Origin of the sequence: Endozoicomonas sp. ISHI1, from assembly GCF_024606225.1 — a bacterium.
Taxonomy (GTDB): Bacteria; Pseudomonadota; Gammaproteobacteria; order Pseudomonadales; family Endozoicomonadaceae; genus Endozoicomonas_A.
Genome location: NZ_JAGRPU010000015.1, coordinates 49,615 through 76,334, shown reverse-complemented (window position 1 = coordinate 76,334; position 26,720 = coordinate 49,615). Strand labels below are relative to the sequence as shown.

Here is a 26,720-nt window from a genome sequence, read left to right as displayed (position 1 = left end):
GGTGTCGAGTAATACCATTCAAAATTTCACCAGTTCCGCACACGTCTTATACCGGCTACGCTTTTTTTTGTTTAGCCCTGGCCTCAATAATGGCTGCAAATAGCATTCAAATGCCCATCGCCACCCCCTCACGACGGGGGTCAGCACCGCCCTCAAGGCCTTTTTCCGTGATCACAATGCCATGCAGGCCACTGTTGAGTTCCCGCACCTTGATGGAATAGCCGAGCTTTTCCAATGCAGGCTTCAGACGCTCTGCTTCGGTATCCTGCTCAAGCTCATAAACGCCAGACGGATTCAGCTTATGAGGCAGAGCAATGGCTTTCTGGATATCCATTCCCCAGTCAATATGGGCTATCAGGGTTTTGGCAACATAACTAATGATACGACTGCCGCCGGGTGAGCCAATCACCATATAAGGCTGACCCTTTTTATCCATAACAATCGTGGGGGCCATAGAAGACCTTGGTCTTTTACCAGGTTCAACACGATTGGCAATGGGCGTACCACCCTCATGACTGGCAAAAGAAAAGTCAGTCATTTCATTATTCAGCAGGAAACCGCCCACCATCAAACGGGAACCGAAACCGTTCTCAATCGTCGTCGTCATGGACAGCGCATTACCCTCGGCATCGACAATGGAAATATGGCTGGTAGAAGGCAGTTCAATGGACTGATCATCCGCCCTAAGTGAAGCATGCTGCCAGGTGGGTTTACCCGCTTTAACGGTCTTCAGGGCCTGATCTGACTGAAGCTGTTTAGCCCGGTCTGCCAGATATTGACTATTCAGAAGTCCCTGGACAGGCACGGGAACATAGTCACTGTCAGCCAGATAACGGGCCCTGTCGGCAAAAGCCAGTCTTGAAGCACCGGCAAACAGACGCCAGGACTCCGGATTATCCGACCCCAGGCTGGCCAGATCATAAGACTGCAGAATGCCCAGAATTTGTCCCACTGTGGTTGCGCCTGAGCTGGGCGGCCCCATGCCGCAGACAGAGTATTGGCGATAGGCTGAGCACACCGGCGCACGCTCTTTTACCTGATAGTTTTTCAGATCCTTCTTTGAAAGCGCTCCGGGATTTCCCCTGGCCTCTCTGACTGTTCTGACAATTCTTTCCGCCAACTCCCCCTTATAGAAGGCTTTTGAGCCCTTGCTGGCAATAAGCCTGAGTGTCCTGGCAAACTCGGGATTTTTTAGAACAGTACCCGACTGAAGTGGCTGTCCTTCTTTATCAAAAAAGTATTGGCGGGTACCCGGATAACGGCTGAGTCTTTTTTGATCTTTGGCAATCAGGCTGGCCAGTCTGGGAGAAACGATAAAGCCTTTCTCAGCCAGTTTAATGGCCGGTTGGAAAAGTTCAGACCATGGACGTTTACCATATCGCTGGTGCATCTCTTCCAGAAGCTTGACAGTACCTGGCGTACCTACCGAGCGCCCCCCCACCACGGCATCATAAAATTGCAACGGCTTGCCATTGCTGTCCAGAAATAAGGTCGGTGTCGCCTTCGCAGGGGCTGTTTCCCGGCCATCCAGAGTGATCAGACGGTTTTTTTGGGCATCGAAGTAGAGGGTAAAGGCGCCTCCGCCAATACCGGACGACTGCGGCTCAACCAGATTCAGCACCAGTTGAACAGCAATCGCCGCATCTGCTGCCGAACCGCCTCTTTTGAGGACTTCGTCACCTGCCTGAACAGCCAGCGGATTGGCCGCCACCACCATATGTTTGCTGGCTTTTACCAGACTCTTTTGTTGAAATCCTGTTGCAGCCTCCGGAGCAAGATCATCACTCATATTCGCGGCCATTGCCTGCACGTTAAAGCAAGCAACTAAAAGACTGGCGGTGATACCGCACCGTCTGAAAACTCCCCCAGACATAGCAAGACTTCCTTTAAATTAATTTTTATCAGGTCGGCCAATGGTTTCAGTGTTAGCTCAAATGTGCAATGGCTTTTGGAGTTGAAGGTTATAAAAAGGTGCTTACCTGACTTCACACTTAAAGAAAATAAAGTGAGGCGTTGTGGATAACCTTTTATAACTTTCAGCACAGAGAGACTTCATGCGCTCTGTCGGTTTTCCTTCTGACAGCTGAGTAACACAGAGACCCACTGAAGCCAGGCTCTCAAACCACTCTGTCAATGAACGACGGTAGAAGCTTACTTCGACAAGATGACCCACCGTATCCCACTCTTCCGTGACCAGCTCTTTTTGAAAGTAGTTGCCTGAAGGTGACACTTCTAAATCCACTACCGGGTGATGGGTAGAAAAAATAAATACGCCTCCCTGTTTCAGCAGGCGCTTAACGTCACCGAACAACAAGCTGACGTCTTCAATGTAATGCACAGTCAGAGGACAAATAATGATGTCATAGCTGGCATCTTTTTCTTGCGGCAGCCCCCGGGAGAGATCCTGCGGATAAGCTTGAACCTTATCACCCAACTTCTCTATGACGATCTTAATCATTTCCTGCGAGACATCAACTGCCGTCACCGATGCACCCTGATTGAGCAAATACTCTGCGTAGACACCCGGCCCACACCCCAGATCAAGAACATTTTTCCCGGCGAGTTCAGGCAACATAGCAATTAAAGACGGACGCTCCAGATTGCCATTGTAAATATTATCGACAATGGCTTTCTCGTAGTCCCTGGCGAACTGCTCGTACATTTTGCTCATCCTTACACCCTCTCAAATGTTTGTTTTCAGTGGTCAAAAGGGTATCAGGAAAAGCCATGCCAACTATCCGAAAAAACACCCATAAATGCTATTCGAACAGGCCATCCATCCAAAGCAGACGCTTAACACCCGCAGCTACTGCCAGAATTCCTACAAGTCACGGCTTTTGTCTTGCAGCAGTCCCCTTCTATGCAGCACTCTTCGAGATTAGAGGCGTTGCAATCCCCTCCCTGTTCACAGCGGCCCAGAAAGGTCTCCCCAGACAGATAAAAGCCTGTGAACTTTTCATCAAAGTCTTCGGCGACACTCTTTTCGGCCAGTCCGGTAGCCAGCAGACTTTTTTGCCATGCTTTAGTTTTGGGATAAAAAGTCAGGAAGTCATAGCCCGTGTTTTCTTGAATGAGATGAGCTCGATGCAACACGGGCAGCCACGCCAGATCGACCATGCTCAGTGAATCACTTTTGAAGAATAGGTGCTCACCCAAAACCTTCTCCACTTTGGCAAAGGCACTGGCGAGCTTCCCGGCGCGCTTGATCAGAGTCGGAGCATCCTGACTTCTCTGAGCAGCGCACTGGACCAGATACTGCTTACTGCCCAGGTAGCTCCAGGCGCGATTCAGTGCTTTCTGCTCTGCACTCAAGCCAGGCTGCAATGCGGGATAAGCTTCTTCCAGATATTCAGCGATGGCATCGGATTCAAACAGGGCCACGCCATTCTCAGTGACCAGTACGGGTACCTGACCGTTTGGAGAAATATCCACAAACCACTGGGGCTTTTCGCTCAGGCTGATGTACTCGATGTCATAGGGAATGTTCTTCGCTTCCAGTATTCCGGTAATGCGTTGCACGAATGGGCAGATTTTAAAGCTGATGACTTTCAACATGTTTTATACCTCGATCCAGCGATAGCCAGTCAGACCGGCCTGTTAGTTCGTCGTCGTTTATAAAGACGTGAGGTATGAAAAAAGGACGCAAAAAAATTAATTTTTTCTCTTAAACATGTTTTCTTCACTGTTGGTTGCTCTCAGCAATCTCCACAGCCGGTTTTTTTAGGCTGGTAGTCGGTCACACCGCCCCGGCCGATTTCAATATCGCAGCAGGCAGTGAAACGTTCTCTCAGCTGAACCCGGCCACGTTGGATTCGGCTCTTGGCACCGGACACTGACAAGCCCAGGGCTACTGCCACCTGTTTTTGGCTCATGCCTTCCAGCTCTGACATCCGCAAGGGAATCCGGTACTTCTCGGGCAGCTCATCCATAAGAGGCACCAGACAGCGGGCCAGTTCCTGATGACTCTTTTCTGCATCATCTTCTTCCGCGGCGGCAAGGTCGTCTGGCAACTCGTCCCAGGGCTTTTGCTGGCGGTAGTAATCCATGACGGCATTATGGGCAATCCGGTATAACCAGCCAGCCACTCTGTCTTCTGATTTCAGTGTCTGAATCTGGCTATGCGCTTTCAGATAGACGTTCTGCAGAATGTCATCCACTGCCGATGGTTCGCTCACTTCACGGGCTACATAGCGTTGCAGCTGAGCTTTATGCTCCTGCCAGTGACTTTGCATAACAGTCAGCTCCTGTTCAAAAGGTTGGTTTTTTATTCGATAACGCTTTGCGTGTCCGGAAAGCGGATAAAAACAAACATTTGCAGGAGCTATCAATAATCTTGGTTCCACTGACCTCAATATTTGAACTTCCGCTTTAAAGCCGAGTCTAACAGAACGGATCAATTTTGAATGTCCTTCCCAAGCAAGGATAAATACTGAATTTGGAGCCATGGAGGAATCGGGCATGGACCCTGTGAAAAGCAGTTCGAGCATAGACGTAGCACTCTTGCCAATACCTGTGCAAGCTCAACTGGAGGAAGCACCAACGGGTGTCAGTGCAGGTAGGGACGTTACTCCTTATTACAACAATAACGCTCCATTCTTCTACTTGCCCGAATTAATACATTTACAGATTATTCGCTGTTTGAGTTTTCGAGAGATTACCCGTTTAGCAAAGGTATGCAGCTATTTTCGCGATCTTGTTAAACAAGATAAAGCTCTGGAAAGAGCATGGATTCGCCGGTTTCCTTCGCCACAGCAATATCAACTAAAGACCATCCTTAAGACAAAAGATGAGCACCAACTCCGCGATTGGCTGAAGCCGTTTGCAAATGAGGACACCATCGTGTCGCTCATAAAACAACAAAAGAATATTCATTTTCCTGCTCAGTTATTTTTCACCAACGGTAAACTGATGTCTCTGTGTAAAAAATTTGAGTTAGTGGAAAAACTCGAAATTACCCATGGTGATAAAGTCTTAAATGCCACTTTCAGCAACGATGGCCAACATCTGGCAACCGCCAGTCACGATGGAACAGCGAAAATCTATGGTCGGAAGACCGATGGATCATGGCAAGAAAAAGCCGTCATTACCCATAATCATTGGGTCCATTCAGCCATCTTCAGCCCCGATGGCCGCTATCTGGTCACCGCCAGTCAGGATCACACAGCGAAAATCTATGGTCTGGAAGACGATGGCACATGGGAACAACAAGCCTGCATTTCCCATGATGGTGCGGTCAATTCAGCCACCTTCAGTGCTGATGGCCTTTATGTGGTGACCACCGATTACAATTATTCTGTGAAAATCACTCGTCGCGGGGACAATGGGTCATGGCAACAACCAGTGGACGTTATTCGTAAAGCCGGGTTCGTTTCTGCCAAGTTCAGCTGCGATGGCCTTCACCTGTTGCTCTGCGGTGGACGCTGCTCCGCAAAAATCTATGGCCAGGCGGCCGATGGATCATGGGTGCAAAAAGACACCATTCCACACAACCGTTGGGTGCTCTCTGCCAACTTTAGTGCCGATAGCCTCCATCTGGTAACGGCTAGTGGGGATCGCACGGCGAAAATCTGTGACCTTGAAGCCGATGGATCATGGGAAGAAATATTCGAGATTGATCATTATGATGAAGTCACCTCAGCTGATTTCAGTACCGATGGCCGCCATGTGGTGACCACAAGTTTTGATTTTACGGCGCAAATCTGTAGCCAGGCCGGTGCATCGTGGCAAGAAATAGCCCGCATTGACCACAAGGGGGTGGTCACCACAGCTAACTTCAGCGCCGATTGCCTCCATGTGGTAACCGCCAGTGAAGATAACACGGCGAAAATTTATGGTCTGCAGGCCGATGGATCATGGCTCGAAAAAGCCACCATCGAACACAAGAAAACGGTCAGGTCAGCCAGCTTCAGCCCTGATAGTCGAAATGTCTTGACCGCCAGTGATGATAAAACAGTGAGAATCACTGAATTAAGGAGTGGGCGGCTGATGATCGAATGAGCGTAAAGCCCGCTAACGACAGGTGACCATTAGCAGTGTTTTTTGCAGAAATGACCTTGGACAGCGGTTAGTGGTTTTTTGTAGGAACTGTTTCTCAAACGACTCTTCTTTTCCAGAGTTCCACTGACCTCAATGTTTTGAACTTCTCTGATAAAACCGACTCTAATAGAACTCATCAATTTTGAATGTCCTTTCCAAGCAAGGATACACATTGACTTTGCAGCCATAAAGGAATCAGGCATGGGACCAATGAACAACAATTCCAGCATTGACAATTTACTCCCGCCAACACCTGAACCACTTCAAATGGAGGAAGCACTAACGGGTGTTATTGCAGGCAGAGATGTGAGTGTCTATAACAACCATCAATGTTTATTACTCGATTTACCCGTTGAAGTAGAATCTACGCTTATTCGCTATTTGGGTTTTCGAGAGGTTACCCGTTTAGCCAGGGTATGCAGATATCTTCGCGATTTTATTAAAGAAGATAAAGCTCTGGAAAAAGCATGGATTCGCCGGTTTCCTTCTCCACACAAATATCAACTTAAGGCCACCATTAAGACAAAAGATGAGCAACAACTCCGTGATTGGTTAAAGCCGTTTGCGGATATGAGCACGATTGAGTCACTCATAAAACAACGAAAGACTGCTCATTTTCCTGCTCTGCTCCTTTTCACCAACAGTAAAATGATGTCTCAATGTGACACGTTCGAGTTAGTGCCAAAAGCAGAAATTAGCCATTCTAATCATATCAGCACCGCCACTTTCAGCGCCGATGGCCGCCATCTGGTAACCGCCAGTCGCAATAACATAGCGAAAATCTATGGTCAGGAGGACGATGGATCATGGAAATCACAAGGTGCCATTTCCCATAATAATTACGTCATATCAGCCAGCTTCAGTGCCGATGGCCGTCATCTTTTAACCGCCAGTCAAGATAACACAGCGAGAATCTATGGTCAGGAGGACGATGGATCATGGGCAGAAAAAACCATCATTTCCCATACTGGTCAGCTCAATTCTGCTACCTTCAGCGTTGATGGCCGCCGTGTGATGACGGCCAGTTTTTATACGGTGAAAATCTTTGTTCAGAGGGACGATGGGTCATGGGAGTCAGAGGAGATTATTAACCTTGTTAGTCCGGTCAATTCGGCCATGCTCAGCCTCAATGGCCATTTTCTGGCGCTCTGCGGTACAGATTATGCTGTAAAAATCTATGCTCAGGGGGTCGCTGGATCATGGGTAGAAAAATTCACCATTCAACACAAAAACGTAATCAACCGGGTCAGTTTCAGTGCTGATAGCTGCCACCTGTTAACCGCCAGTTTCGATAACACAGCGAAAATCTGTGACCTGCAGGCTGATGGATCATGTAAACAAATAATCTCGATTCATCATGTTGAGGCTTACTGCTCAGCCAACTTCAGCGCCGATTGTCGCCATGTGTTGACCGGCAGTTGGGATGGCAAGGCGAAAATCTATAGTCGGGAGGGCGCGTCATGGAAAGAAAAAGTCTGCATTTCCCACAACAGCGAACTCACCTCAGCCAACTTCAGTGCCAATTGCCATTATGTGGTGACCACCAGTGAAGATGACACGGCAAAAATCACTGGCCTGCAGGCCGATGGATCATGGCAGGAAGAAGCCAGCATTACCCATGAGCACATCGTCCTCTCAGCTAGCTTCAGTGCCGATAGTGGTCATATGGTCACCGCCAGTGTGGATGGTAAGGCGAAAATTTGTGGTCGGAAGGCCGATGGGTCATGGCTGGAAAAAGCCACCATTCAACACGATAGAGACGTCATTTCAGCTGCTTTCAGCGCCGATAGCCGACATGTGTTGACTGTCAGCGAAGATAACAAGGCGAGAATCACTGAGCTATTGAAGAGCAATGGATAATCGCAGGTTTTCTAACAGCTCTGAAGTTGATCGCATGCGTATCATGCTTACTCATACTTCTACCTTTCTGGTTTATTGTGTGTGCTACGTTGTCAGGAGTGCCTGGCCAGCAAGCCGGCCAGGGTAGAGATCAGTTTATGATTTTCCAGGAACCGTCTTCCTGCAGGCAGGCTTGTCCCCAAGCATCCTCGGTTTGACCGCCTACCGTAATGGACTGTTGGAACTCACGGCAAACCAGACCGCTGGAGGCACTTTTGCCTTCTTTGGTGGTCACAACATAGCCGGAGGAGTCGCCCTCATCCCAGATAATCTTTTCACCGACCGGAGCGGTAGTTGCTTTGATCTGGGCTTCTTCGTGAGCACGTTGCGCAGCTTCGTTGATGTTGTCGAGAATTTTGAGCGTGATGGCCGTAAACGCCAGCCATTTGTAAGCATCATTGTCGTCGTGGTAGTGGCCATAACCGTAGTAGGAATTACCATAGTTTCTAACTACGACAATATTGTTTCTGATCACCCTTTTTCTTGGGGCTACAACGACCAGATTGTTCTTGATGACCTTCGGTCCATCCCAGCGGTTATGACGGTGATCTTGACGATCGTCTTTTCTGTCTTCTCTGTTATCCTGACGATCGTCTCGACGTTCTTCACGATTGTCCTGACGGTCGTCATGACGTTCTTCACGATTGTCCTGACGGTCGTCATGACGCTCTTCACGATTATCCTGACGATCATCACGTCGCTCTTCACGGACTTCATCCCGATCATTATCGATCAAGCCGGCATGGACCATTGTTGAGACCGGTGAAAAGGTGGTGAGTAAAACTAAAATCGTAAACAGTCGTTTTTTCATCAGGCAGACTTACCCATGAGCAGAACACTGGCCTGAACGCGTCCGGTTCCATCAGTGTCGTAGTAGAATCTTACTTTTTCAATGGCCCTTGCTTTACCGGGCAGGTCAATGACGCGAGAGCTGCCGCCTTTCCTGACTTTGCTGCGGATGGCTATTTCACGGTTTTGACCGTTTTCGTAGTGCACGATGACTCTGTCGAAATCCACGTCAGCTCCTTTGACCTTGAATTGCAGACGCTTGAAAGCACCGTCTCTCAGACCAACACGGATGGTGTCTGCTTCTGCACGACGACTGACTTTCTTTTCGCCCAGCAGTTCCCAGCCAGCGGCGGAAGCAGTCTGTGTAAAGCCAGACATGATCATGCTCATCAGCAGAGTAAACATTGAAAGTGTGCGTGTCATAGTGATGGTTCTCCTGAGATTTTCTCTATTTGTCCTTGAGACCAGTCTTTGTTGAAAGGATCTGGCCAATGCCATGGCATATTATTATTGAGGCAACTATCTTAATTTGTTGCTCAATGCTATAGCGAAGAGAGGAGTACCTCTATAGGGAAAACTACCGAGGGGTTTAATAGTGATAATTATCTAAATTATTGATTTTAATTATTTTTTTAAATAATCAATATTGTCAGTGAAGAGTAAAATCTGGTCGGGTGTATGCATTAGCCGTTCTCAGGGCGAGAACGGCTAATGACATCAGCAACAGGGCTAAGACTGTTTGGCTTTTTCCAACTCGGCCACCTTCTTTTCAAGGGCTTCCAGTCTTTCACGGGTATGCTTAAGAACGGCGACCTGGGCATCAAACTCATCACGGGTGACCAGTTCAAATTTGGCCAGGGCACTGCCCACCAGAGCCTTCATGTTTTGCTCAATATCTTCCCGGGTCTGGCTTTTTTGCCCACCCAGTACCTGACCTGCTTTGCCGGCAATACTACCGATAAGGGAGGCTTTATCGATCATCGATGATTCCTGCAACTGCTGTGATTCAAAACCGGCGGGTATGATATCACAAGCAGTTATCTCAACGTGCTTGCTTTTATGTGCTAAATTGATAGTTGCTCGGTAAACATTGATTAAGTCAACTCATGGATTTGGCTTATGCCAAAGACTCTGACCATGCTTACATCCGCCCTCGGCTGGTTCTCTTTATTAGCGTGTTTTGTTATCCCTCAAAACATCCATGCTGCAGATAAGAATCACGATGCTTACTCTACACCAACCGAAGATTTTTCGGTGCATGCAATCAAAAACGGTTATAGCTTGTCCGAAGCAGAACGATTGCATGGTGAATGGAGCCTGAACAAATTTTTGAATATTACCGAGTCGGGTGCTTATTCTTATTTGCACTTGGGTGAGTTTTTGCCGCAAGCCATGATTCACCGGGATGGTGAGGTAGTCAAGCTTGAGACAAGTGCAAGGCAGTCAATCGGTGAAATTTCGCTCAAAAAAGACGGAAAATCCATAGCATTTGAACAGATGATTATGGATGAGAAGTCACCGGTTCAGGGCGTCATGGTGATCAAAAAGGGCGAAATTATTTACCAGCAATACCCTGGCATGAGGGAGAACGACCGCCATGTGTGGATGTCGAATTCAAAAGTGATCGCCGGCACGCTTATCGCTTTTCTGGAAGAAGAAGGGCGTATTGATCTACAGAAAACCGTGTCAAATTATCTGCCCAAAGCAAAAGGTACAGCTTGGGAGAACGTGAAAATATTCGATGTGTTGAACATGCAAACAGGGCTTGATTTGGAGGAAAACCCCACAACACGCAGTGGTGATACCCCTTATAACGCCTTTGTGAGAGCAGAGTTGGGTGTGCCCGCAAAAGACGGAAAAGTTTATACCCACAATGAGGCTTTGCTTGCCATTCCTTATTTGAAAAAGCCAGGTATGGCTTTTGAGTATTCATCCGCTAATACGCAGATGTTGGGTTTGATTATTGAGCAGATCACGCAAAAAAGGTTGGCAGAGGTGGTCAGTGAGCGAATTTGGTCAAAAGCAGGTATGGCAGGTGATGCAACCATCGGTTTAAGCCCACAGGGTAATGCCATTATTCATGGTCTGGTAAGTTCTCGTTTAGATGATATGGCGCGTTTTGGCATGTTGTTTACCCCGAGCTGGAACAAGCTTGGTGATAAACGCATTGTTTCGGAACAAGTGCTGAAGCGTATGCAAACCTCGGGAAAGCGGGAAAACTATTTGAAAGGTGCTCTTGGGCCCAGGTTGACGGAAGAATTCAGAGATGCACCATTATTTAATAGTTATCAGTGGGATGCTGTTTTTGCTGATGGTGATCTCTATAAAAGTGGCATGAATGGTCAGGGTATCTATGTATCCCCTTCCAGAGATAATGTGGTGGTTTGGTTTGCTACCGGCTTTACCGAAATACCGATGGAAGCCTTTAGCCGAAAAATCAGTCTTGACCTGGATTAGAGTATTTCAAAGGGCGGATGTCGTTTTGTTTAAGTTTCTGTCATTGTGTTTAAGCTTGATTGTTTGCCTGTCAGCTTATGCTGATGATGATGAATTGGCGAAAAAATTAACCAATCCTGTTGCTGATTTAATTAGTATGCCCGTGCAAGCCAATTATGATACGGGCTTTGGCCCTGACGATGGGCATCGTACAACTGTCAACGTGCAGCCTGTGATACCCATCGAGATGAATGACGATTGGAATATGGTTTCCAGAACCATTTTACCCTTGATTGAGCAAAATGATGTGGCGGGTAGCAGCGGTTCGCAATCGGGTACTGGTGATATTGTTCAAAGCCTTTTCTTTTCACCAAAACGGCCTACCAATAATGGCTGGATTTGGGGTGCGGGGCCGGTCTTTTTGCTACCAACAGCCAGCGACGAATTACTCGGTACAGAAAAGTGGGGACTAGGGCCTACTGCTGTATTGCTTAAAATGGAGCAGGGCTGGAGTTATGGCGCACTTGCCAATCATATCTGGGATATAGCCGGTGAAGATAAGCGTGATGATGTTAATGCTTCTTTTATTCAGCCCTTTCTCACCTACACCCACAAAGGTTGGACTTATACGTTACAAACCGAAAGCACTTACGACTGGAAAAACAGTCAATGGAATATTCCGATTAATGCTGTGCTGTCGAAAGTAATTCACATAGGTCGGCTGCCGGTGAGCTTTGCAGGAGGTGTGCGTTATTGGGCCGGAGCGCCAGAACAAGGTGCAGAAGGTTGGGGAGCACGCTTTGCGGTTACTGCAATGTTGCCCAGGTAGATAGTCGGGCTTTATCGTACAAGCGGATGATGGTCTATTGCACTAAAGAAGTGCGCGATTTGGGTGCAAGAAGCATGGTAGGCGTTCTTTTTTGGTGCGTGAGGTTTAATGAATGAACGGGAATAGAATTTTTTCAGTCTGCGAGCCTTGTTGACAGGTTGTTTTCAGAATTTGGCACAGTGCCTGCATATAAGCCACCAAACTCAGTTGGAAGTAAATCAGCTGAATACTTAAGGCTGGGGGCACGGGTCATAATGACAATGTCCGGAAATTCCCTGCTGGCCAACAGGATTCACTCAGGAGAGCTTTTATGAAGTTGGTATCAGCCATCATTAAGCCATTCAAATTGGACGACGTGCGAGAGGCTTTGTCCGAGATCGGTGTTCAGGGTATCACTGTCACTGAAGTTAAGGGGTTCGGTCGTCAAAAGGGGCATACTGAACTTTACCGTGGAGCTGAGTATGTGGTTGATTTTCTGCCCAAGGTCAAGTTGGAAGTTGGCATTGCGGATGACCTCCTGGATCAGGTGATTGAAGCCATTTCTACAGCGGCTAACACCGGAAAGATTGGTGACGGAAAGATCTTCGTCACCAATCTGGAGCAGGCGATTCGGATCAGAACCAACGAAACCGGCGAAGATGCCATCTGATGTACTCAGCGGCAAGAGACCATAGTCAGGAAGTTCATGGTTCTCAGGGTACACGTACAACAACAGACAAACTTTGTCGTCCGCTTCAGCTACATTAAGAGCGGAAGGTGACATTCGCAAAAAATAAAAATGGCTAATGCGGAAACAGCTCCTGAGTCAAGGTGACTGTTTCCAGGGCATGAATGCCCTAGCAGCCTGTCGGACTTAAGCGTCCGTAGCGAGGATTGCAAGAAATTGAGGATAAAAATTTCTGCTTCTGAGGAGAATAGCGAGCTATTTGACGAAGAAGCAGGAATTTTTAGACCAGTTTATTGCAACCGCAGTAGGACAGCCTTAAGTCCGACAGGCTGTTAGCAAAAGACTACTCATTCTGCTGAACTTTTTTGGGAGGAGCCCTGTGGAAAATCTGGCTCAAGTGTCGTACGCACTCGATACTTTCTACTTTCTGATGTCCGGTGCGCTGGTAATGTGGATGGCCGCCGGTTTTGCCATGCTCGAAGCTGGTCTGGTCCGTTCTAAAAACACGGTTGAGATTCTGACCAAAAACATCGCACTGTTTGCGATTGCCTGCACCATGTACCTGCTTTGTGGTTACGCTATTATGTACCCCGGGGCTAATGAGGGCGGTATCCTGCCGGTTCTGGGTTCGTTGATCGGTACTGAAAACACGGTTGAAGCCGTGACTGCAGGTGGCGATGATGCGCCATACTATTCTGCACGTTCAGACTTCTTCTTCCAGGTGGTCTTCGTTGCGACTGCAATGTCCATCGTTTCCGGTGCGGTTGCCGAGCGCATGAAGCTCTGGTCTTTCCTGCTGTTTGCGGTCTTTATGACTGGCTTCATCTATCCCGTACAAGGTTTCTGGAAATGGGGTGGTGGATTCCTGAACGAAGCAAACTTCCAGGACTTCGCAGGTTCCGGTGTTGTTCACATGGCCGGTGCTGCTGCGGCTCTGGCAGGTGTTCTGCTGCTGGGTGCCCGTAAAGGCAAATACGGTAAAGACGGTGCTGTTAACGCAATCCCGGGTGCCAATCTGCCTCTCGCTACTCTGGGTACCTTTATTCTGTGGCTGGGATGGTTCGGCTTCAATGGCGGTTCTCAGTTGAAGCTGTCTGACGTTGAAAACGCGAACGCTGTCGCCCAGATTTTTGTCAACACCAATGCTGGTGCTGCGGGTGGTGTCATTGCTGCCCTGATTGTAGCTCGCATCCTGTTCGGCAAGGCTGACCTGACTATGGCCCTGAACGGTGCTCTTGCCGGCCTGGTATCCATCACAGCTGAGCCCCTGACACCGACTGCAGTATCTGCCACTCTGATTGGTGGTGTCGGTGGTGCTTTGGTTGTCTTCGCCATTCTGGCTCTGGACAAGCTACGCATTGACGATCCAGTGGGTGCCATCTCTGTACACGGTGTTGTAGGAATCTGGGGTCTGCTGGCAGTACCTTTGACCAACGACGGTGCGACTTTCAGCGCTCAGCTGTTGGGCATTGCCTCCATCTTCGCCTGGGTATTCATCGCTTCCCTGATCGTCTGGGCTGTTATCAAGCAGATACTCGGTCTGCGTATCACTGAAGAAGAAGAGTATGAAGGTGCTGACCTGACGGAATGCGGCATGGAAGCTTACCCTGAGTTTATGGGTAAACAGTAACAAGAAGTAGGTGATTAAAAAGAGCTGTCGCCGCGTGCATGACCTGACATATAACTTTTAGCGATGACATAAAGCGACAACTCTTCCAAACGAGACCTCGGCAACAATACTTCAAGTTTTGTGTGACCGGGGTTTTTTTATGTGCCAAAGAACACTTGAGCTGAGACAGTAAAAAAGGGACGCCGGATTAAACGGCTTCTGTCTACTGATCTTTTTCAGAACTCACATACCCGTCAGAACTGTGTCGACGCGTCCGACTATAATCAATTTCAATATATTCAAACATCGCCTGATGCATCTGCTCCCCCGTTCATCATAGGCGTATAAACCTGTGTTTCTACTTTCAAAGAATGACAGCAGCTTTCAACTCGGGCATTAGTTCAGCAATCACCTTTACGACTCTTACTTTGCTCTCATTCATCTTTGCAGAGGATGTTTCTGAAGGTTTTTGAGCTATACCGGTTTCCTCGACCACGAAGTCAAGTGTCTAAAGACAGAACTCTGGAGAATGGCAATGGGCATTGCAAAGAGCTGGTCTATTGCGGGTTTGTTTACCTTATTGGCAGCAAGCTGTATGCAGACAGTAGCTCAAACGGCTGTTACTGCCCGGCCAACAATGCAACCTCCACTGATCCACGAGATTAATATAGATCCGAACATGTTGCCGGTAACGGTTGCTCCAACACCCACAGGAGGCGTTGCCCCACCAAGCCATTGTGGGCCCCACAGGGTTATGAGTGTCTCATGGAATATGAACAGTACGCTCATGGCTGTGGGAATGGGTTCCGGCAGTGGCACTTCCGGATGTCCTTTTTCAGGCCCCGTACAAATCTTTGATATGAGTGACCCGGTGAGGCCCAGACTCCTGCACACCTTTCACGATGCTAAAAACTGGGTGAGGAATGTTGCCTTCAATCACGACGGTACCCGACTGGCAGTCGGGGGGGATGAGAATGAGGTCAGGATTTATGACCCAGTGAACCTGTCCACTCCCCTTGCCACCCTGTCCGATGCGACAAGCCCGATACGCAGCGTTAAATATGATCACGGCGGCACTCAGCTGGCAGTCGGAGCACAAGATAATAAGCTCAGGATTTATGACCCAAGGAACCTGTCCATTAGTCCGACAATTCTGACCGACGCAGCAGGTTGGGTAATGGACATTGACTACAACCCCGACGACACCGAACTGGCAATAGTATCGAGAGACTACAGGCTCAGGGTTTATGAGCCGAGGGATCTGTCCAATGCCCCGCAAGCTGTGATCACTTATCTTGATCAAATGCGGAGCGTTAAATTCAACCACGACGGCACACTGCTGGCAACTGGGGGAAGAGATCTTAGATCCAGGGAAAACAGGGTTGTAGTTTATGACATAAATAACCTGGCCAGCACGAAATATACTCTGTTGGGTGCGACAAACACGGTCATGAGCATTGACTTCAATCACGACAGCACCCGACTCGCCGCTGGGTCGGCTGATCAGAAGGTTAGAATATATGACATGTTGAATCCACCCGGCGTTCTGTACACCCTCTCTGATGCGACAGATGTTGTACGGAGCGTTAACTACAACCACGACGGCACCCTGCTGGCAGTCGGGGCGGAGGATGGAAAGGTCAGGATTTATCGGGTCGCTGCAAGAGTGTCAGCGACAACATCGTCATCTGCACGTCTCTCAACCAGTCAACTCATCACTGCTTCGTCATCTGCACGTCTCTCAACCAGTCGACTCAACACTGCTTCGTCATCTGCACGTCTCTCAACCAGTCAACTCATCACTGCTTCGTCATCTGCACGTCTCTCAACCAGTCAAATCACCACTGCTTCTACAACCATTTTGAGATCTCCATCAGAAAATTCAACGCAGATCAGGCATTCATCGTCGTATACAACCCAGCCAACAACGTCTGCTACTGCTCAGCCGACAACGTCTGCTACTGCTCAGCCAACAACATCTGCTACTGCTCAGCCGACAACGTCTGCTACTGCTCAGCCGACAACGTCTGCTACTGCTCAGCCAACAACATCTGCTACTGCTCAGCCGACAACGTCTGCTATTGCTCAGCCAACAACGCCTGGTATCACAAACGTGCGCCCTCAATTGATCCATGTGATTAATATAGATCCTAACATGTTGCCGGCAACGGTCGCTCCAACACCCACAGGAGGCGTTGTTCCACCGAGACATTGTGGGCCCCATAGGGTTATGAGTGTCTCATGGAGTATAAACAGTATGCTTATGGCCGTGGGAATAGCTTCCGGCAGAGCAAATCCCGGATGCCCTCATTCAGGCTCCGTACAAATCTTTGATATGAGTGACCCGGAGAGTCCCAGACTCCTGCACACCCTGTTCGATTCGAAAAACTGGGTCAGGACTGTTGACTTCAACCACGACGGCACCCGGCTGGCAGTCGGGGGGCAAGATAAAAAGGTCAGGATTTATGACCCAGTGAACCCGTCCTCCCCCCTTGCAACCCTGTCTGATGCGACACGAGGGGTACGCAGCGTTAAATACAATCACGGCGGCACTCAGCTGGCAGTCGGAGCACAAGATAGCACGCTCAGGATTTATGACCCAAGGGATCTGTCCATTCGCCCGACAACTCTGACCAATCCATATGATTGGGTAATGGACATTGACTACAACCACGACGACACCTTGATGGCAGTGGCAGCGAGAGATGGTTGGCTCAGGGTTTATGAGAAGGATCTGTCCGTTGTCCCGCATGCTCTGCAGCATTGGAGAAGTCAGGTACGGAGTGTTAAATTCAGCCACGACGGCAAGCTGCTGTCAGCTGGGGGGTCTGATAGTAGCCCTGTGGGGGAAAGGGTTGCGGTTTATGACATAAAGAACCTGATCAGCCCGAAGTATACTCTGTGGGGTGCGAGAGACTGGATCATGAGCATTGATATCAATCGCGACAGCACCCGACTTGCCGCTGGGTCGGGTGATCGAAGGGTAAGGATATATGACATGTTGAATCTGCCTGGCGTTTTGTACACCCTCTCTGATGCGACAGATGATATACGGAGCGTTACCTACAACCACGATGGCACCCTGCTGGCAGTTGGGGCGGAAGATGGAAAGGTCAGGATTTATCAGGTCGGTATAAGAGCGTCAGCGACAACATCGTCATCTGCACGTCTCTCAACCAGTCAACTCACCACTGTTTCGTCGTCTGCACGTCTCTCAACCAGCAAACTCGGCACTGCCTTTACAACTATTTCGGGAGCTCCATCAGAAAACTCAACGCTGATCAGACCTTCATCGTCGTATACATCGCTGCCTCACGATACAAAAGGACCTGGCCTGTCGGGTAGCTGCCCGCCACCAGAAGGAATACCCCTGTTTCAAGCGTATGATGCGAAAAATGAGCAGATATACGTCGTCATTCAGCCTGAGTTGCATTCCAAAAAGGTTAATCTGGCACGTTATAAAGGCTCTGAACTGGATAAACAATTTGGTCTGTGTGGCATCGTGACTTACACAACCTCTGACAACCGTTTAAAAATGCTGGCCTCTTACCAGTCTCTGACTGGGCAGGTTATTCACGATACAGCAGGTTCTCACCTTGTCATTGTTGCAACGCCAGCGTCCGGAGAAACGGTTCTGGTGGAGTTCCCCTTAGTTGCCATCCAGGGGGGGCAGGCAGGATTTAGCGTACGTAAATTCCCTGGAGGGGTCCAAATTAATGATACTGCTCATCATCAGGGTGTCATGTATTTAACAGGAACAATCAATAACAAACTGTTGTTTAGCAGTTACCATGAACAACGACTCCAGTTGCCTAAAAAATGTTACAAGAATGATAAGGAACGAGGACTTCGTTTAAGGGTCTCCCCGGATGGCGAACAGTTCTATGTAACAGGCATAAGCGGTGATAAAGATGTCTCCTATCCTTTCTTTATCAGACAGTACGACAAAAAGGGACTAAACCCCACTGCCTCTTTTGGAGGCGATGGCAAAGGGATACTGATCGCCACAGACATGGGTATTGACAACATTCTGCAAGACATTCTGATTCAAAAGAACCATGTTTATGTTGCCGTATTCAACCCCGAGTCAGAGAAGCTTTCTATTCGCCGGTTCGCCACTGACAACGGACAGATGGATAGCGCTTTTATTATTGACGATACGATTCGTTTTTCTTCAGGCACATCGGGTACGTTTTTAACCGTTAGACTGGTGACTACGGAAAATTATGTGCACACCATTATTTACAACAGTAATGGGCAACTGTCTGTCGTTGCTTATGAAAATCAGGTCAATGCCCATCATTTTGACACCGCATTCAAGACCCCGGCAACAGGGTCAATGCGCCCGGTTTTTGTGGGCAATAAAGCCTATCTGGCCGTTGCAGACGCCGATATTGAGAAGGGTATCCGGCATGTCCGGATGCAGGTGATTTCTCTGGGTCTTGACAACCTGCCGCCTTTATTGCGCGCAGAATTCCCGGATTGGGGTATTGGGCTTATTACAGCGGGTGCTGTGGTCATGGTTGCTGCGGTTTCAGCTATCGTAGCCGTTAAGAAGTTCAAGAGGAAACTACCCATTCCATTGGGTGATGCCGCAGATGGGAACGAGGAGTTATGATCATTAATAACCATCAAACACTCTGGTAACCAGATCAACTCGCTGATGATCCTCTGGCTGGCTTGCTGCAACAACATCAACATGCCACCAGCCCAATACCCGGGAACCTCAACCACCTTGACTTGGTTGCCGCTGACCGACAGCGGCAGGCATCTCAAATCTTTCCCTGTTTTTTAACAGGACGGCAGTGAATTTTGTGTCCATTTTCACTGCCTCAGATCACCAGGTGAAGAATCCAAAGCCGGAATTCTGGAGAGTGGTTATGGGCATTGCAAAGGGCTGGTCTATTGCGGGTTTGGTTATCCTGTTGGCAGCAAGCTTTCTGCAGGCAGTTGCTCAAACGTCTGTTACTGCCCTGCCAACAACGTCTGGTAATGCGACCGTGGGCCCTCTATTGATCCATGTGATTAATATGGATCCGAACATGTTGCCGGTAACGGCCGCTCCAACACCCACAGGCGGCGTTGTCCCACCAAGACATTGTCGGCCCTACTGGGCTACGAGTGTCTCATGGAATATGAACAGTATGCTGATGGCTGTGGGAATGGCTTCCGGCAAAGGCAATTCCGGATGTCCTTTTTCAGGGCCCGTACAAATCTTTAATATGAGTGACCCGGCGAGGCCCAGACTCCTGCACACGCTGAACAATTCTAAAGATTGGGTGAGGACTGTTGCTTTCAACCACGACGGCACCTGGCTGGCAGTCGGGGGGGATGATAAAAAGGTCAGGCTTTATGACCCAGTGAACCCGTCTACCCCCCTTGCCACCCTGTCAGATGCGACAGGCTTGATCATGAGCATTGACTTCAATCGCGACGACACCTGGCACGCCGTTGGGTCGAGTGATGATCGGGTTAAGATATATGACGTGTTGAATCTACCTGGCGTTATGTACAACATCACCGATGCGACAAAAGCCATACGGAGCGTTGCCTACAACCACGATGGCACCCTGCTGGCAGTTGGGGCGGAAGATGAAAAGGTCAGGATTTATCGGGTCGGTATAAGAGTGTCAGCGACAACATCGTCATCTGCACGTCTCTCAACCAGTAAACTTACCACTGCTTCGTCATTTGCACGCCTCTCAACCAGTAAACTCGCCACTACTTCTACAACCATTTCGCGAGCTCCATCAGTAAATTCAACGCTGATCAAACATTCATCGTCGTATAAAGCCCTGCCTGACAATACAGAAGCGCCCAGCCTGTCGGGTAGCTGCCCGCCACCAGAAGGGATACCCCTGTTTCAAGCGTATGATGCGAAAAATGAGCAGATATACGTTGTCATTCAGCCTGAGTCGCATTCCAAAAAGGTTAATCTGGCACGTTATAAAGGCTCTGAACTGGATAAACAATTTGGTCTGTGTGGCATCGTGACTTACACAACCTCTGACAGCCGTTTAAAAATGCTGGCCTCCTACCAGTCTCTGACTGGGCAGGTTATTCACGATACAACAGGCTCTCAGCTTGTCATTGTTGCAACGGCAACGTCCGGAGAAACGGTTCTGGTGGAGTTCCCCTTAGTTGCTATCAAGGGGGGACGGGCAGGATTAAGCGTAAATCACAATGTATTCCCCGGAGGGGTCCAAATTAATGATACCGCTCATCATCAGGGTGTCATGTACTTTACAGGAACAATCAATAACAAACTGTTGTTTAGTAGTTACCATAAAAAACGACTCCGGTTTCCTAAAAAATATTACAAAAATGATGAGGAAACAGGACTTCGCATAAGGGTCTCCCCAGATGGCGAAAAGCTCTATGTGACAGGCATAAGCAGTGATAAAAATGTCTCCTATCCTTTCTTTATCAGACAGTACGAAAAAAAGGAACTAAACCCCGCTGCCTCTTTTGGAGACAATGGCAGAGGGATCCTGATCGCTACAGACATGGGCACTGACAACATTCTGCAAGACATTCTGATTCAAAAGAACCATGTTTATGTTGCCGTATTCAACCCTGAGTCAGAGAAGCTTTCTATTCGCCGGTTCGCCACTGACAATGGACAGATGGATGGCGCTTTTATTATTGACGATACGATTCGTTTTTCTTCAGGCACATCGGGTACGTTTTTAACCGTTAGACTGGTGACTGCGAAAAATTATTTGTACACCATTATTTACAACAGTAATGGGCAACTGTCTTTCGTTACTTATGAAAACCAGGCCAATGTCCATCAATTTGACGCTGCATTCAAGACCCCGGCGACAAGGTCAATGCGCCCGGTTTTTGTGGGCAATAAAGCCTATCTGGCAGTTGCAGACGCTGATGTTGAGAAGGGTATCCGGCATGTCCGGATGCAGGTGATTTTTCTGAATTTTGAATACCTGCCGCCTATATCCCATCCAGAATTCCCAGACTGGGGTATTGGGCTTATTACAGCGGGTGTTGTGGTCTTGATTGCCGTGGTTTCAGCTATCGTAGCCGTTAAGAAGTTCAAGAGGAAACCACCCGTTCCCGTAAGTGATGCCACGAATGCGTACCAAGGGTTATGATCATTAATAACCACCAAACATTCAGGCAACCAGATCAACCCGCTGATGATCCTCTGGGATTAACGAGAAGACACCTAATATTCCTGTGCAGCGTATTAAAGCCCGGTATCAGCAAATAGGGCCAGCAACGCTTCCACATGAAATCGTATATATTTATCCATACCGATAATGGTGGTTTTTTTGAAGAATGTGCTTACGAGGAGCCAGTAATCTCAGTGCAGCGGCATTAACATCAGGGAATGAATGGAATTTCAGGTTGCAATGCAGTGGCTACTCAGATGATCCTTGTGTTCAGTAGTTTGCTCATATCCATCGTCAGTGACATGAAATTTTCAGCCATGATCTTGTTCAGTCTTCAAGCGATGAATGAATGGATTGATAGCTAACTACCTGAAAGTCGTCGTAAGATGCAGCTTTTAGCGGCAGATGATGAAGAGCTGATTGAATCGCCAACACCCACTGAGACTCACGTCTATTGTTCCTGTTTTCTGAAATAACAGTCTCGACAACTGTTATTTTACCGCTGATCGACAGCGACAGGCATCTCGAATCTTTCCCTGTTTTTTAACCGGACGGCAGTGAATTTTGTGTCCATTTTCACTGCCTCAGATCACCAAGTGAAGAATCCAAAGCCAGAATTCTGGAGAGAGGTTATGGGCATTGCGAAGGGCTGGTCTATTGCGGGTTTGGTTATCCTGTTGGCAGCAAGCTTTCTGCAGGCAGTTGCTCAGACGTCTGTTACTGCCCAGCCAACAACGTCTGGTAATGCAACCGTGAACCTTCTGTTGATCCATGTGATTAATATGGATCCGAACATGTTACCGGTAACGGCTGCTCCAACACCTACAGGAGGCGTTGTCCCTCCAAGACATTGTCGGCCCTACTGGGCTACGAGTGTCTCATGGAATATGAACACTATGCTGATGGCCGTGGGAATGGGCTCCGGCGAAGGCTATTCCGGATGTCCTTTTTCAGGCCCTGTACAAATCTTTAATATGAGTGACCCGGCGAGGCCCAGACTCCTGCACACCCTGAACGTTTCTAAAGACTGGGTGAGGACTGTTGCTTTTAACCACGACGGCACCTGGCTGGCAGTCGGGGGCGATGATAACAAGGTCAGGCTTTATGACCCGGTGAACCCGTCCACCCCCCTTGCCACCCTGTCAGATGCAACAGGCTGGATCATGAGTATTGACTTCAATCGCGACGACACCCGGCTCGCCGTTGGGTCGAGTGATGATCAGGTCAGGATATATGACATGTTGAATCTACCTGGCGTTACCTACAATATCTCCAATGCGACAAGAGCCAAACGGAGCGTTGCCTACAACCACTATGGCACCCTGCTGGCAGTTGGGGGTGAAGATGAAAAGGTCAGGATTTATCGGATCGGTATAAGAGCGTCAGCGACAACATCGTCATCTGCACGTCCCTCAACCATTAAACTTGCCACTGCTTCTACAACCATTTCGAAATTTCCATCAGGAAATTCAACGCTGATCAGGCATTCATCGTCGTATACAACCCAGCCAATAACGTCTGCTACTGCTCAGCCAACAACGCCTGGTATTACAAACGTGCGTCCTCTATTGATCCATGTGATTAATATAGATCCGAACGTATTGCCGGTTACGACCGCTCCAACACCCACAGGAGGCTTTGTTCCACCGAGACATTGTGGGCCCCACAGGGTTATGAGTGTCTCATGGAATATAAACAGTATGCTTATGGCCGTTGGAATAGCTTCCGGCAGAGCAGATCCCGGATGCCCTCATTCAGGCTCCGTACAAATCTTTGATATGAGTGACCCGGAGAGTCCCAGACTCCTGCATACCCTGAACGATTCTAAAGACTGGGTGAGGACTGTTGACTTCAACCACGACGGGACCCGGCTGGCAGTCGGGGGGCAAGATAAAAAGGTCAGGATTTATGACCCGGTGAACCCGTCCACCCCCCTTGTGACCCTGTCTGATGCGGCACGAGCGGTACGCAGCGTTAAATACAATCACGGCGGCTCTCAGCTGGCAGTCGGAGCACAAGATAACACGGTCAGGATTTATGACCCAAGGGATCTGTACATTCTACTGACAAATCTGACCAATCCATATGGTTGGGTAATGGACATTGACTACAACCACGACGATACCTTGATGGCAGTGGCAGCGAGAGATGGTTGGCTCAGGGTTTATGAGAAGGATCTGTCCGTTGTCCCGCGAGCTCTGCACCATTGGAGAAGTCAGGTACGGAGTGTTAAATTCAGCCACGACGGCAAGCTGCTGTCAGCTGGGGGGTCTGATAGTAGCGCTTCGGGGGAAAGGGTTGCGGTTTATGACATAAAGAACCTGACCAGCCCGAAGTATACTCTGTGGGGTGCGAGAGACTGGATCATGAGCATTGATATCAATCGCGACAGCACCCGACTCGCCGCTGGGTCGGGTGATCGAAGGGTTAGGATATATGGCTTGTCGAATCTACCTGGCCTCCCGCCCACTAGACTGCCGCCGGTCACCCTGGCGCCCCGAGCGATAAATTTACCTCGCCTGCTGTACACTCTCTCCGATGCGAAAAAAGATGTACGGAGTGTTGAATACAACCACGACGGCACCCTGCTGGCAGCCGGGGCGGAAGATGGAAAGGTCAGGATTTATCGGGTCGGTATAAGAACGTCAGCTACAACATCGTCATCTACACGTCTCTCAACCAGTCAACTCACCACTGCTTCGTCGTCTGCACGTCTCTCAACCAGCAAACTCGCCACTACTTCTACAACCATTTCGGGAGCTCCATCAGTAAGTTCAACACTGATCAAACACTCATCGTCGTATAAATCCCTGCCTGATAATACAGAAGCGCCCAGCCTGCCGGGTAGCTGCCCGCCACCAGAAGGGATACCCCTGTTTCAAGCGTATGATGCGAAAAATGAGCAGATATACGTTGTCATTCAGCCTGAGTCGCATTCCAAAAAGGTTAATCTGGCACGTTATAAAGGCTCTGAACTGGATAAACAATTTGGTCTGTGTGGCATCGTGACTTACACAACCTCTGACAGTCGTTTAAAAATGCTGGCCTCCTACCAGTCTCTGACTGGGCAGGTTATTCACGATACAACAGGCTCTCAGCTTGTCATTGTTGCAACGGCAACGTCCGGAGAAACGGTTCTGGTGGAGTTCCCCTTGGTTGCTATCCGGGGGGGGCGGGCAGGATATAGCGTGCATAACAATGTATTCCCTGGAGGGGTCCAAATTAATGATACCGCTCACCATCAGGGTGTCATGTACTTTACAGGAACAATCAATAACAAACTGTTGTTTAGTAGTTACCACAAAAAACGACTCCGGTTTCCTAAAAAATATTACAAGAATGATGAGGAAAGAGGACTTCGTATAAGGGTCTCCCCTGATGGCGAAAAGCTCTATGTAACAGGCACAAGCAGTGATAAAAATGTCTCCTATCCTTTCTTTATCAGACAGTACGAAAAAGAGGAACTAAACCCCGCTGCCTCTTTTGGAGACGATGGCAAAGGGATACTGATCACCACAGACCCGGGCATTGACAACATTCTGCAAGACATTCTGATTCAAAAGAACCATGTTTATGTTGCCGTATTCAACCCTGAGTCAGAGAAGCTTTCTATTCGCCGGTTCGCCACTGACAATGGACAGATGGATGGCGCTTTTATTCTTGACGATACAGTTTGTTTTTCTTCAGGCACATCGGATAGGTTTTTAACTCTTAGACTGGTGACTGCGAAAAATTCTTTGCACACCATTATTTACAACAGTAATGGGCAATTGTCTGTCGTTACTTATGAAAACCAGGTCAATGTCCATCGTGTTGACACCGCATTCAAGGCTCCGGCACGTAGGTCAATGCGCCCGGTCTTTGTGGGCAATAAAGCCTATCTGGCAGTTGCAGACGCTGATGTTGAGAAGGGTGTCCGGCATGTGCGGATGCAAGTGATTTCTCTGGGTCTTGACAAACTGCCGCCTGTATTGAGTCCAAAATTTCCAGACTGGTGTATTGGGCTTATTACCGCGGGTGTTGTGGTCTTGGTTGCCGTGGTTTCAGCTATCGTAGCCGTTAAGAAGTTCAAGAGGAAACTACCCGTTCCATTAGGTGATGCCGCGGATGGGTATCAAGAGTTATGATCATTTCTGCTGCGACATAAAAGATTGGCATAGCCTGTTGGTAGCAGTCTTCGTGAGTGGCTTCATTTATCACTTAAAAGGCTTCTGGAAATGGGGCAGTGGATTCCTGAATGAAGCTAACTTCCGGAGCTTCGCAGGTTCCTGGAGCGAGATGGGACGTCTTCATAGCTTTCAGGTTAAAGGCTATTGCCTGACTCTTGATCATTACATGAATGGCTGGTGTAGAATCGGGCAGCCATTGGCAGGCTTAGCCGAAAGGCTTCATCTTCGAAGCTTCTGTCAAGATAATGTTTTTCGAACTCCTTGTTTTCGATAGAGCCTTCTTCCAGCTGCCGGACATGGACCAGTTCGTGAGCCATGGTGACTCTTATTTCGCTGGGTTCCAGGCCTTCTGCCAGGGCTATAAGGTACTTTTTCGGCCCGAGTTGTTGGGTAAAACCCTTTATCTCAGGCGTATCCATTTTTTGAGTCAGATGAATAATAACGACATCACTGACTCCCAGCTCCTCCATGTAAAAAGTCTGCATGTCGAGAAAATCACAACCAAACTTATTCAAATCGTTGGCGTAGGACGATGTGGCCAGAAAAGAGAGAAACAGTAAAAGATTGAGCCAATATCTCTGAATCATTAAGCAGGCCCGTTAAGCTGAGTAAAAGGCTTCAATGGCTCAATGCAGTTCGGCAAGACAGGAGAAGACTTTATATGGCCTGGTATCAGAAATTGATTCTACTATCGGAAAAAGACAGGGGCTTTCATCTTATAACTGATGAGTTAGAGTCAAAGCTTCCCGAGCTTTCGAAGTATCAGATGGGTTTGGCTCATATCTTTATTCAGCATACGTCCGCATCCCTCACTCTGAATGAGAATACAGATCCGGATGTTCGTCACGATATGGAAATGTTTTCCCTTCAAGCTATTCCGGATGATGCCGACTACTATCGCCATGTTCTTGGCGGGGCTGATGATATGCCGGCCCATATAAAGTCGAGCCTGTGGGGCGCTGGTGTCATGGTGCCCATCACTGAGGGCCGATTCAATCTGGGAACCCGGCAGGGGCTCTGGTTGGGAGAGCACAAAGAGCGCGGTGGAAAACGTCTATTGATTGTGACTTTACAAGGTAATCTATATAGGTAATTATAAATTCATTGATTTTTTTAATAGCAGTATATTGACGGAGGACTCAGACCGACTGGC

The 26,720-nt window shown here is 48.5% G+C and carries 18 protein-coding genes; 10 read left to right on the top strand and 8 right to left on the bottom strand.

Annotated elements, in window-relative coordinates; all coding sequences use genetic code 11:
• Positions 1 to 106: 106 nt before the first annotated feature.
• The 4 genes from ggt to sigZ all read right to left on the bottom strand — a co-directional run bounded on the left by ggt (position 107) and on the right by sigZ (position 4,232).
• The gene (gene ggt / locus KBW69_RS11380) at positions 107 to 1,873 is read right to left on the bottom strand and encodes a gamma-glutamyltransferase (protein WP_257280929.1); all 1,767 of its coding nucleotides are present in this window, start codon (positions 1,871 to 1,873) and stop codon (positions 107 to 109) included.
• 102 nt (positions 1,874 to 1,975) lie between these two features.
• Positions 1,976 to 2,671 (bottom strand): class I SAM-dependent methyltransferase, encoded by a 696-nt coding sequence (locus KBW69_RS11375; protein WP_257280927.1) that lies wholly within the window; start codon positions 2,669 to 2,671, stop codon positions 1,976 to 1,978.
• Positions 2,672 to 2,793: 122 nt separating this feature from the next.
• The gene (locus KBW69_RS11370; RefSeq protein WP_257280926.1) at positions 2,794 to 3,555 is read right to left on the bottom strand and encodes a glutathione S-transferase family protein; all 762 of its coding nucleotides are present in this window, start codon (positions 3,553 to 3,555) and stop codon (positions 2,794 to 2,796) included.
• Between the two features lie 140 nt (positions 3,556 to 3,695).
• A complete protein-coding gene (gene sigZ, locus KBW69_RS11365) occupies positions 3,696 to 4,232 on the bottom strand; it encodes an RNA polymerase sigma factor SigZ (RefSeq protein ID WP_257280925.1) in 537 nt (178 codons plus the stop codon).
• 226 nt (positions 4,233 to 4,458) lie between these two features.
• On the opposite strand from sigZ, the gene KBW69_RS11360 reads away from it, so the two are divergent.
• Both KBW69_RS11360 and KBW69_RS11355 read left to right on the top strand, forming a co-directional pair.
• Entirely contained in the window at positions 4,459 to 5,997 is a 1,539-nt protein-coding gene (locus KBW69_RS11360; protein ID WP_257280924.1) for an F-box/WD40 repeat-containing protein, read from the top strand.
• 240 nt (positions 5,998 to 6,237) lie between these two features.
• A complete protein-coding gene (locus KBW69_RS11355; protein ID WP_257280923.1) occupies positions 6,238 to 7,896 on the top strand; it encodes an F-box/WD repeat-containing protein in 1,659 nt (552 codons plus the stop codon).
• Positions 7,897 to 8,026: 130 nt separating this feature from the next.
• Here KBW69_RS11355 and KBW69_RS11350 read toward each other — a convergent pair whose 3' ends face one another.
• The 3 genes from KBW69_RS11350 to KBW69_RS11340 all read right to left on the bottom strand — a co-directional run bounded on the left by KBW69_RS11350 (position 8,027) and on the right by KBW69_RS11340 (position 9,705).
• Entirely contained in the window at positions 8,027 to 8,746 is a 720-nt protein-coding gene (locus KBW69_RS11350; protein WP_257280922.1) for a hypothetical protein, read from the bottom strand.
• Positions 8,746 to 9,147 carry a hypothetical protein gene (locus tag KBW69_RS11345; protein ID WP_257275664.1) on the bottom strand — a complete coding sequence of 134 codons (402 nt, stop codon included), beginning with the start codon at positions 9,145 to 9,147 and terminating at the stop codon, positions 8,746 to 8,748. Before KBW69_RS11345 ends, KBW69_RS11350 begins: the two co-directional genes overlap by 1 nt.
• A gap of 306 nt (positions 9,148 to 9,453) precedes the next feature.
• Positions 9,454 to 9,705, bottom strand: coding sequence for an accessory factor UbiK family protein (locus tag KBW69_RS11340; RefSeq protein WP_257275663.1), 252 nt, complete (start codon positions 9,703 to 9,705; stop codon positions 9,454 to 9,456).
• 156 nt (positions 9,706 to 9,861) lie between these two features.
• Between KBW69_RS11340 and KBW69_RS11335 the strand changes: the two genes are divergently transcribed.
• The 7 genes from KBW69_RS11335 (at position 9,862) to KBW69_RS11305 (ending at position 25,525) form a co-directional block, all read left to right on the top strand.
• The gene (locus KBW69_RS11335; protein WP_257280921.1) at positions 9,862 to 11,181 is read left to right on the top strand and encodes a serine hydrolase; all 1,320 of its coding nucleotides are present in this window, start codon (positions 9,862 to 9,864) and stop codon (positions 11,179 to 11,181) included.
• A gap of 25 nt (positions 11,182 to 11,206) precedes the next feature.
• Entirely contained in the window at positions 11,207 to 11,989 is a 783-nt protein-coding gene (locus tag KBW69_RS11330) for a hypothetical protein (RefSeq protein ID WP_257280920.1), read from the top strand.
• A gap of 310 nt (positions 11,990 to 12,299) precedes the next feature.
• Positions 12,300 to 12,638 carry a P-II family nitrogen regulator gene (gene glnK, locus KBW69_RS11325; protein ID WP_257280919.1) on the top strand — a complete coding sequence of 113 codons (339 nt, stop codon included), beginning with the start codon at positions 12,300 to 12,302 and terminating at the stop codon, positions 12,636 to 12,638.
• Between the two features lie 397 nt (positions 12,639 to 13,035).
• The gene (locus KBW69_RS11320; RefSeq protein WP_257275060.1) at positions 13,036 to 14,286 is read left to right on the top strand and encodes an ammonium transporter; all 1,251 of its coding nucleotides are present in this window, start codon (positions 13,036 to 13,038) and stop codon (positions 14,284 to 14,286) included.
• Positions 14,287 to 14,800: 514 nt separating this feature from the next.
• Entirely contained in the window at positions 14,801 to 18,883 is a 4,083-nt protein-coding gene (locus tag KBW69_RS11315) for a hypothetical protein (RefSeq protein ID WP_257280918.1), read from the top strand.
• Between the two features lie 262 nt (positions 18,884 to 19,145).
• Positions 19,146 to 21,377 (top strand): hypothetical protein, encoded by a 2,232-nt coding sequence (locus KBW69_RS11310; protein WP_257280916.1) that lies wholly within the window; start codon positions 19,146 to 19,148, stop codon positions 21,375 to 21,377.
• A gap of 653 nt (positions 21,378 to 22,030) precedes the next feature.
• Positions 22,031 to 25,525 (top strand): WD40 repeat domain-containing protein, encoded by a 3,495-nt coding sequence (locus tag KBW69_RS11305; protein ID WP_257280915.1) that lies wholly within the window; start codon positions 22,031 to 22,033, stop codon positions 25,523 to 25,525.
• Positions 25,526 to 25,701: 176 nt separating this feature from the next.
• Here KBW69_RS11305 and KBW69_RS11300 read toward each other — a convergent pair whose 3' ends face one another.
• Positions 25,702 to 26,154: a hypothetical protein gene (locus KBW69_RS11300; RefSeq protein ID WP_257280914.1), complete on the bottom strand. Its 453-nt coding sequence runs from the start codon at positions 26,152 to 26,154 to the stop codon at positions 25,702 to 25,704.
• Between the two features lie 74 nt (positions 26,155 to 26,228).
• Here KBW69_RS11300 and KBW69_RS11295 point away from each other — a divergent pair, with 74 nt between their 5' ends.
• Positions 26,229 to 26,660: a secondary thiamine-phosphate synthase enzyme YjbQ gene (locus KBW69_RS11295; RefSeq protein WP_257276384.1), complete on the top strand. Its 432-nt coding sequence runs from the start codon at positions 26,229 to 26,231 to the stop codon at positions 26,658 to 26,660.
• Positions 26,661 to 26,720 lie beyond the last annotated feature (60 nt).